The 6,411-nt window shown below is 69.6% G+C and carries 6 protein-coding genes; 3 read left to right on the plus strand and 3 right to left on the minus strand.

Features of this window, described 5'->3' with window-relative positions; genetic code table 11:
• The 3 genes from ACFWGJ_RS40435 to ACFWGJ_RS40445 all read right to left on the minus strand — a co-directional run.
• On the minus strand, positions 1-530 hold a 530-nt coding region (locus tag ACFWGJ_RS40435), incomplete at its 3' end, for an ABC transporter permease (protein WP_387333952.1).
• A 20-nt stretch (positions 531-550) separates the two neighbouring features.
• On the minus strand, positions 551-1,585 hold the full coding sequence (locus ACFWGJ_RS40440) for an aliphatic sulfonate ABC transporter substrate-binding protein (protein ID WP_387333953.1): 1,035 nt from the start codon (positions 1,583-1,585) through the stop codon (positions 551-553).
• On the minus strand, positions 1,582-2,424 hold the full coding sequence (locus ACFWGJ_RS40445; RefSeq protein ID WP_387333954.1) for an ABC transporter ATP-binding protein: 843 nt from the start codon (positions 2,422-2,424) through the stop codon (positions 1,582-1,584). The genes ACFWGJ_RS40440 and ACFWGJ_RS40445 overlap by 4 nt, the downstream gene beginning before the upstream one ends.
• 586 nt (positions 2,425-3,010) lie before the next feature.
• Between ACFWGJ_RS40445 and ACFWGJ_RS40450 the strand changes: the two genes are divergently transcribed.
• From ACFWGJ_RS40450 to ACFWGJ_RS40460, 3 genes are all read left to right on the plus strand, one after another.
• Positions 3,011-4,168 carry a hypothetical protein gene (locus tag ACFWGJ_RS40450; RefSeq protein WP_387333955.1) on the plus strand — a complete coding sequence of 386 codons (1,158 nt, stop codon included), beginning with the start codon at positions 3,011-3,013 and terminating at the stop codon, positions 4,166-4,168.
• A gap of 85 nt (positions 4,169-4,253) precedes the next feature.
• Positions 4,254-4,727, plus strand: coding sequence for a hypothetical protein (locus tag ACFWGJ_RS40455; protein ID WP_387333956.1), 474 nt, complete (start codon positions 4,254-4,256; stop codon positions 4,725-4,727).
• 504 nt (positions 4,728-5,231) lie between these two features.
• Positions 5,232-6,332 (plus strand): sugar ABC transporter substrate-binding protein, encoded by a 1,101-nt coding sequence (locus tag ACFWGJ_RS40460; protein WP_387333957.1) that lies wholly within the window; start codon positions 5,232-5,234, stop codon positions 6,330-6,332.
• The last annotated feature ends 79 nt before the right edge of the window (positions 6,333-6,411 follow it).

Raw genomic sequence — 6,411 nt, forward strand, 5'->3', positions numbered from 1 at the left:
CGCCGGCCGTAGGCGCGGCCCAGTTCCCTCAGGCGCGGGTCGACGTGATCGAGGCCCGACGAGACCGTCGTGTACACGGGGAAGAAGGCCCCGATGGCGACGAGGGTGATCTTCGGGGTCTCTCCGATACCGAGCCAGAGCAGGAGCAGCGGGACCCAGGCCAGCGAGGGCACGGCACGTATCGCCTGGACGGTCGGAGCGAGGACGGCCCGAGCGGCCCGGGACAGGCCGACCAGACTGCCCAGGAGCAGACCGAGCGAGGCGCCGGCGGCGAAGCCGACGGCCACCCGCTGCACACTGATGGCGATGTGGTGCTGCAGCTCGCCCCGGTCGAACAGGGTCCGTGCGGCGTTCAGGACGGCCTCGGGCGGCGGGAGCTGGCTGCGCGTGTACGCCCCGGAGGTCGCGGCCTGCTGCCAGCCGAGCAGCAGTACGGCGGGCAGCAGCAGACCGGCGGCGGTGCGCAGTGCCGTCCGGCCCCCGCGGGACCGGACGGCGGTGGCGACGCCGCTCACGAGACTGCTGCTCACGGTGTCGTCCGCGGTGCGGCTCACGAGGCCGCGGCTTTGCGGGCGAACTCCGGTGCGTAGAGGGTGTCCAGGGCCTCATCGACATGCTTCGCGTCGGCGACCAGGTTCTCCGAGACCAGCAGGGGAGCGATCCGTTCCAGCACCTTGGTCTGTGCGGCCCCGGGTACCGGCGAGATGTCCAGATGCGTGCGTTCGGTCAACTGCTGTGCGGCGACGGCCGGTTCGATCTTCGCGGTGTCGGCGAGGATCTTCTCCGCGGCGTCCGGGTTCTTCTCGATCCAGCCGCGGGCCTTCTCGTAACTGTCGACGACGATCTGCACGAGTTCGGGGTGGGCGTCGAGGAACTTCTCCGAGACGTTGAGGAATCCGTAGGAGTTGAAGTCGAGGTTGCGGTAGATGAGCCGTGAACCGCTGTCGATCTGACTCTGCGAGAGGTGCGGGTCGAGGCCCGCCCAGGCGTCGACGTCGCCCCTCTCCAGGGCTGTCCTGCCGTCACCGTGCTGGAGGTTGACGACGGTGACGTCCTTGGCCGTCAGCCCGTGGGCCTTGAGGCTCTGCAGGAGGAAGAAGTAGGGGTCGGTGCCCTTGGTGACCGCGACCTTCCGCCCCTTGAGGTCCTCGACCGAGTTCAGTTCCGAGCCCTTGGCGACGACCAGGGAGGACCACTCGGGCCGGCTGTAGACGTCGACGGTCTTGAGAGGTGTTCCGTTGGCGCGTGCCAGCAGCGCGGGCGTGCCGGCGGTGGAGCCGAAGTCGATGGCGTCGGCGCGCAGGTTCTCATTGGCCTTGTTGCTGCCCAGGGACTGCGTCCAGGTCACCTCGACGTCGTCGAATCCCTGGTCCTTGAGGGCGTCCTCCAGCCAGCCCTTGTCCTTGAGGGCGAGGCTCTGCGGGTTGTAGTACGCCCAGTCCAGGCGGAGTTCGGTGGCGCCCTTGTTCTTGGCCGCTGCGCCCGTACCGGCCCGGCCCGAGGAGTCCTCGCCCTCGGCGCACGCGGCCGTGGTCAGCAGCAACAGACCGGAGGTGAGGACGGCGGCGAAGGTGCGACGGTTCATCCGAGGGGCTCCTTGTGGGGGACGGCGGGGGACGTGTGGGGCACGGGGGCGTGGCTGTCGGGGGAGTGGCCGACGCCGAGGCGGTGCAGGAGGTCGGCGCGCAGCGGGGCCAGCCGCAGGTCGCCGCGCTCGCGCGGGCGGGGCGGGGGAACGTCGATGACGGCGGTGACGGACGCGGCGGGCCCGGCGCTCAACAGGACGATACGGTCGGCGAGTTGAAGAGCCTCGTCGGCGTCGTGGGTGACGAGCAGGACGGTGGTGGGCGCGGCGCCGTGCACCTCGACGAGGAGGTCCTGCATCCGCAGTCGGGTCAGCGCGTCCAGAGCGGCGAACGGTTCGTCGAGCAGCAGTGCACCCGGCCTGCGGACCAGGGCGCGGGCCAGTGCGGCGCGCTGTGCCATGCCACCGGAGACCTGACTCGGCCGGTGCCGTGCGAAGCCGCCGAGTCCCACCACCTCCAGCCAGCGTGCCACTTCGGCCCGTCGCTCGGCGCGCGGGGTGCCCGCGGGGAGTCCGAAGGCCACGTTGGAGGCAAGGGTCCGCCAGGCCATGAGACGTGCGTCCTGGAACACGACGGCCGCGCCCCGGTCCAGGTCCCGGACGGGGTCACCGTCCACGAGCACGGTTCCGGAGGTAGGCGTGTCCAAGCCCGCGACGAGCCGCAGCAGGGTGGACTTGCCCGAGCCGGAGGGGCCGAGGACGGCGACGATCTCACCGGCCGCCAGGGTGAGGTCGATCCCCGTGATGACGTGATGAGCGGCTGCCCCGTGTCCGAAGGTCCGGGAGACGCCGCGGAGTTCGACGGTCGCCGGACCGCGGGTCGGCGCGGACAGGGGCATGGGCGTCTCCTCGTACAGGCAGGGGAGGGGGCGGGTGCGCGGAGGGCCGCCGACCCGGGGAGGGGCGGCAGGGCCTCGCAACGCGCTTGGCAGCAGGGGGAGTTGCGACGGGAAGCGTTTCCGCGGCAGGCGTTCCCGCAGCGAACGTCTCTGGCGAACATCCTTTGAAACGACGAGCGTCGACGGCCCGGTCGGTGCCCGAAGCGAACGCCTCAGTGCACGCGGTGAGCGGCGATCAGCGAGTGGCGGCGCAACAGAGCGCGGCTGCGACCCGTACGAGATCGACGCAGCGGCGGCAGGTCAGCGACTGGCGCGGCATGTGACGATGCAAGCACGGGGGCCCGGAGGCGTCAACGCGCCTCCGGCATTCGAGACGATCACCGGGCGGCACCGGCCCGTCGTGCCGAACCGGCGCCGGGGCGCGGAACCGCCGGTGGGTGCCTGCGCCGGCAGGCCGTCCGGATGGCGTGCGTCCGGTCGAGGCCCGTTGCCCCGGAGTGTGCCCCTGTGGTCCTTCCGGCGGCCGGCCACCCCGTGATGACCTACAAAATTCAGCTCGAAGATCAGTCAGCGTCATGGGAGCAACATGCGTGCGCACAAGGAGTCCGAGCGGGCCGCGGAGGCCGGCCCGGGGCGGCGTCCGACACCGAGGGCGAACCACGTGTCGCCGCGGGACCGCAGTCCCCAGGGGGTGTTGGCCCTGCAGCGGATGGCGGGCAACGACGCCGTCGCCCGGACGCTCATACCGGTGCAGCGCATGGTCACGACGACCGAGCCGGCCCCGGAGGTGCAGCACATCCACGACTTCGTGACGGAGATGCTCGCCGCGGCCGACAAACTCATCGGCGAGGCCAAGGGCCTGGCCTGGCGCTTCAAGTCGGTTCCGGCCCGGCAGGCGCACCTCGACAAGATCGGCCAGACGCTCGACGGCGCCGAGCACATGGTCTACCGACAGTTCCGCGACGATCCCGGGGGCAAAGAGGACAACGCGAAGAACACCGGCCTCAAGGAACTCCTCGACGCGGTCCAGAAGCGGCACTTCTCCTACGTCGAGATTCTGCGGAACAGCAACGGCACGCGGCCCGTCGGGATGGACATCGACGCCGACGACACCGAGGCCCAGGCCGAGTTGTCCCAGACCTGGTCGAGGGTCCTCGGCGGGCAGGGCATCGCGACGTCGGAGAAGCCCCGCCCGGTCGGCGACGATCCGGATCCCGCCGCGCTGCCCGGATACGGCACCCAGATGCTGTCCGCGCACGCCCGGCTGCTCTCCCGGCAGCGTGGCCGCGCCCTGGTGAGTGATCTGACCTCGCCGTCGAACGCGCACTCGCCGATGGTCAGTGTCGTTCCGTACCACCCCGAGGTCGTCGACGCGATAGGGAGGACGGACCTCGCGGCGCAGGCGGACTCGAACTCGATGCCCGACGCGCGTGCCGTTTCGGTGGACCAGCCGAGCGCCGGTTCCAGCACCACGGTGAGCGCGCCGCACGACTTCAAGGACAGCGAGGGCGCCAAGCCGGGCGAGGCCGTCTCCCCCTTCTTCCTGCTCTACGGCCACGAGCTGATCCACGCCCAGCACAACAAGCACGGCATCAACGTGGCCGCCTTCGACGACGAGGAGACCGCGACCGTCTCCGGCGTGGAGTCGTCGAAGCTCCTGCACGCGGGCAAGCAGCTGCGCGTCACGACGGAGGACCAGCTGCGGGACGAGCACTACATGCCGCGGCGGGGCGGCTACACGTAGCGGGAGCCTGGGGCGCCCGGGGCATGGCCTGGCGTTGTCAGTCCCCGCGGTTACCGTTCGGCCGTATCTACAGAGGGGCGGCGCGATGGGTGCCAGCGGATGGGACTACGTCACCGGGTACGACGGCGACGTCGAGGCGGCCTTGGGCAGTTTGCAGGCCAGGGTGTTCCAGGAGGAGTACGGCGACGGTTCCCGCTATCGGAGTCTGCAGGAGCTGTACGCGGATGAGGAGTTCATGGGTGAAGAGGGCACCCATACGATCCTGGACATCGACCAGGTGGTTGCCACGGACGCTCCGCCGACGCCGTCCGGAATCGCTGACTACGGCACTTTGCGCCCTCTTGCACTCAGCCGCGTCGCGCATCACTTCGGCACCGACCGCCCGACGGTGGCGCGGTACGAAGAGCTTGCCGCCGCCGCGAAGGAGGCTGCGAGTCATGAGGAGCATGAGCGGAGCCTGTTCGGTGAGTGCCGGATGAGGTGGACCGGCTACTACATCGTCCTCCACACCGAGGACCGGCCTACTCACCTGGGAATCTTCGGCTTCTCCGGAGACTAGGCCCACGGTCGGCAACCCCACACGGGCCGGCCCTCGGGACCGGCCCGTACAACTTGCCCGTCCAACCGGCCCGTACGTCCGGCCCGCAGGACCAGCCCGAAGGACCGGCCAGGAGCCGACGTCCCCACGAACTCACGCGATGCCGCTGCCCTGACCGCACGTCACACAAGAGACGGTCACCGGTGGGCCGCCCTCTCGGACCACCCCAGCGACGCGACGTACCACGCGCCCCGCCACGTCAACCCCGACGCCCCCAACGACGCCGTCAGGTCGCCGTGTTGTGGCAGCGTCACCTAATTGTTATGGCGGATGACAAATAGCGCCGCCCACGCTCTGGGCACGGCGTCCGGAGCGTCGTAAGTTCCCGCTCACAACATTCAGTCCGGGCGGATCACCCGACACCCGGCAATTCCCCCGAGAGCGCGCTTCTCGGCTTCCTCCTCATCGCCCTCGTACGTCCGGTCGTGCGGTCGTCCGGTCGTGACACCAGAAAGGACCCTTCCCATGCGCAAGGGATTCCTCCTTCTCGCCGCCGCCTCGGTGGCGCTGGCCAGTTCGCTCACTGCCTGCAGCGACTCCTCGTCGGACGACGGTGACTCCGGTTCCGGCTCCGGCTCCAAGCCGAAGATCGGTGTGATCCTCCCGGACAGCAAGTCCTCGCCCCGCTGGGAGACAGCGGACCGCAAGTACCTCTCCGAGGCGTTCAAGGCGGCGGGCGTCGAGTACGACATCCAGAACGCGCAGAACGACAAGCAGGAGTTCCAGACCATCGCGGACCAGATGATCACCAGCGGTGTGAACGTCCTGGTGATCGTGAATCTGGACAGCGGCACGGGCAAGGCGGTCCTGGACAAGGCCAAGGCGCAGGGCGTCGCCACGATCGACTACGACCGGCTCACCCTCGGCGGCTCCGCCCAGTACTACGTGAGCTTCGACAACGTCGCGGTCGGCAAGCTGCAGGGCGAGGGCCTCAGCAAGTGCCTGACGGACATGAAGGCCAAGAAGCCCATCATCGCCACCCTCAACGGCTCACCGACCGACAACAACGCCACTCTCTTCGCCGAGGGCTACAACGGCGTCCTCGATCCGAAGTACAAGTCGGGCGAGTACGTGAAGGGCCCGGACCAGTCCGTCCCGGACTGGGACAGCGCCCAGGCCAACACCATCTTCGAGCAGATGCTCACCAGCCAGCCCAAGATCGGCGGCGTGCTCGCCGCCAACGACACTCTCGGCAACGCCGCCATCGCCGTTCTGCGCAAGCAGAACCGCAACGGTCATGTGCCGGTCACCGGCCAGGACGCCGGCGTGCAGGGCCTGCAGAACATCCTTACGGGCGACCAGTGCATGACCGTGTACAAGGCGGTCAAGAAGGAGGCCGACGCCACGGCCAGGCTCGCCATCTCCCTCGCCAAGGGCGAGAAGGGCGACACCAACGCGACCGTCGAGGACCCCGAGGGCAAACGCAAGGTCCCGTCCGTGCTGGAGACGCCGGTGGCCATCTACAAGGAGAACATCCAGGACGTCGTGGACGACGGCTTCGTCACCAAGGAGGAGCTGTGCAAGGGCAAGTACGCCGCCCTGTGCACCCAGGCCGGCATCAAGTAGCCCTGCGCGGCCGACCGGACCGCTCACCCGGGCCGACCGGGCCGACCGGTTCCAGCGGGCCGACCGGCCCGACCGCGGG

Origin of the sequence: Streptomyces sp. NPDC060205, from assembly GCF_042728395.1 — a bacterium.
Taxonomy (GTDB): Bacteria; Actinomycetota; Actinomycetes; order Streptomycetales; family Streptomycetaceae; genus Streptomyces.

What these genes read in the sequence shown, in the direction of transcription:
- ACFWGJ_RS40440 (WP_387333953.1), bottom strand. Translation starts at nt 1,585, where the DNA reads ATGAACCGTCGCACCTTCGCCGCCGTCCTCACCTCCGGTCTGTTGCTG.
- ACFWGJ_RS40445 (WP_387333954.1), bottom strand. Translation starts at nt 2,424, where the DNA reads ATGCCCCTGTCCGCGCCGACCCGCGGTCCGGCGACCGTCGAACTCCGC.
- ACFWGJ_RS40450 (WP_387333955.1), top strand. Translation starts at nt 3,011, where the DNA reads ATGCGTGCGCACAAGGAGTCCGAGCGGGCCGCGGAGGCCGGCCCGGGG.
- ACFWGJ_RS40455 (WP_387333956.1), top strand. Translation starts at nt 4,254, where the DNA reads ATGGGTGCCAGCGGATGGGACTACGTCACCGGGTACGACGGCGACGTC.
- ACFWGJ_RS40460 (WP_387333957.1), top strand. Translation starts at nt 5,232, where the DNA reads ATGCGCAAGGGATTCCTCCTTCTCGCCGCCGCCTCGGTGGCGCTGGCC.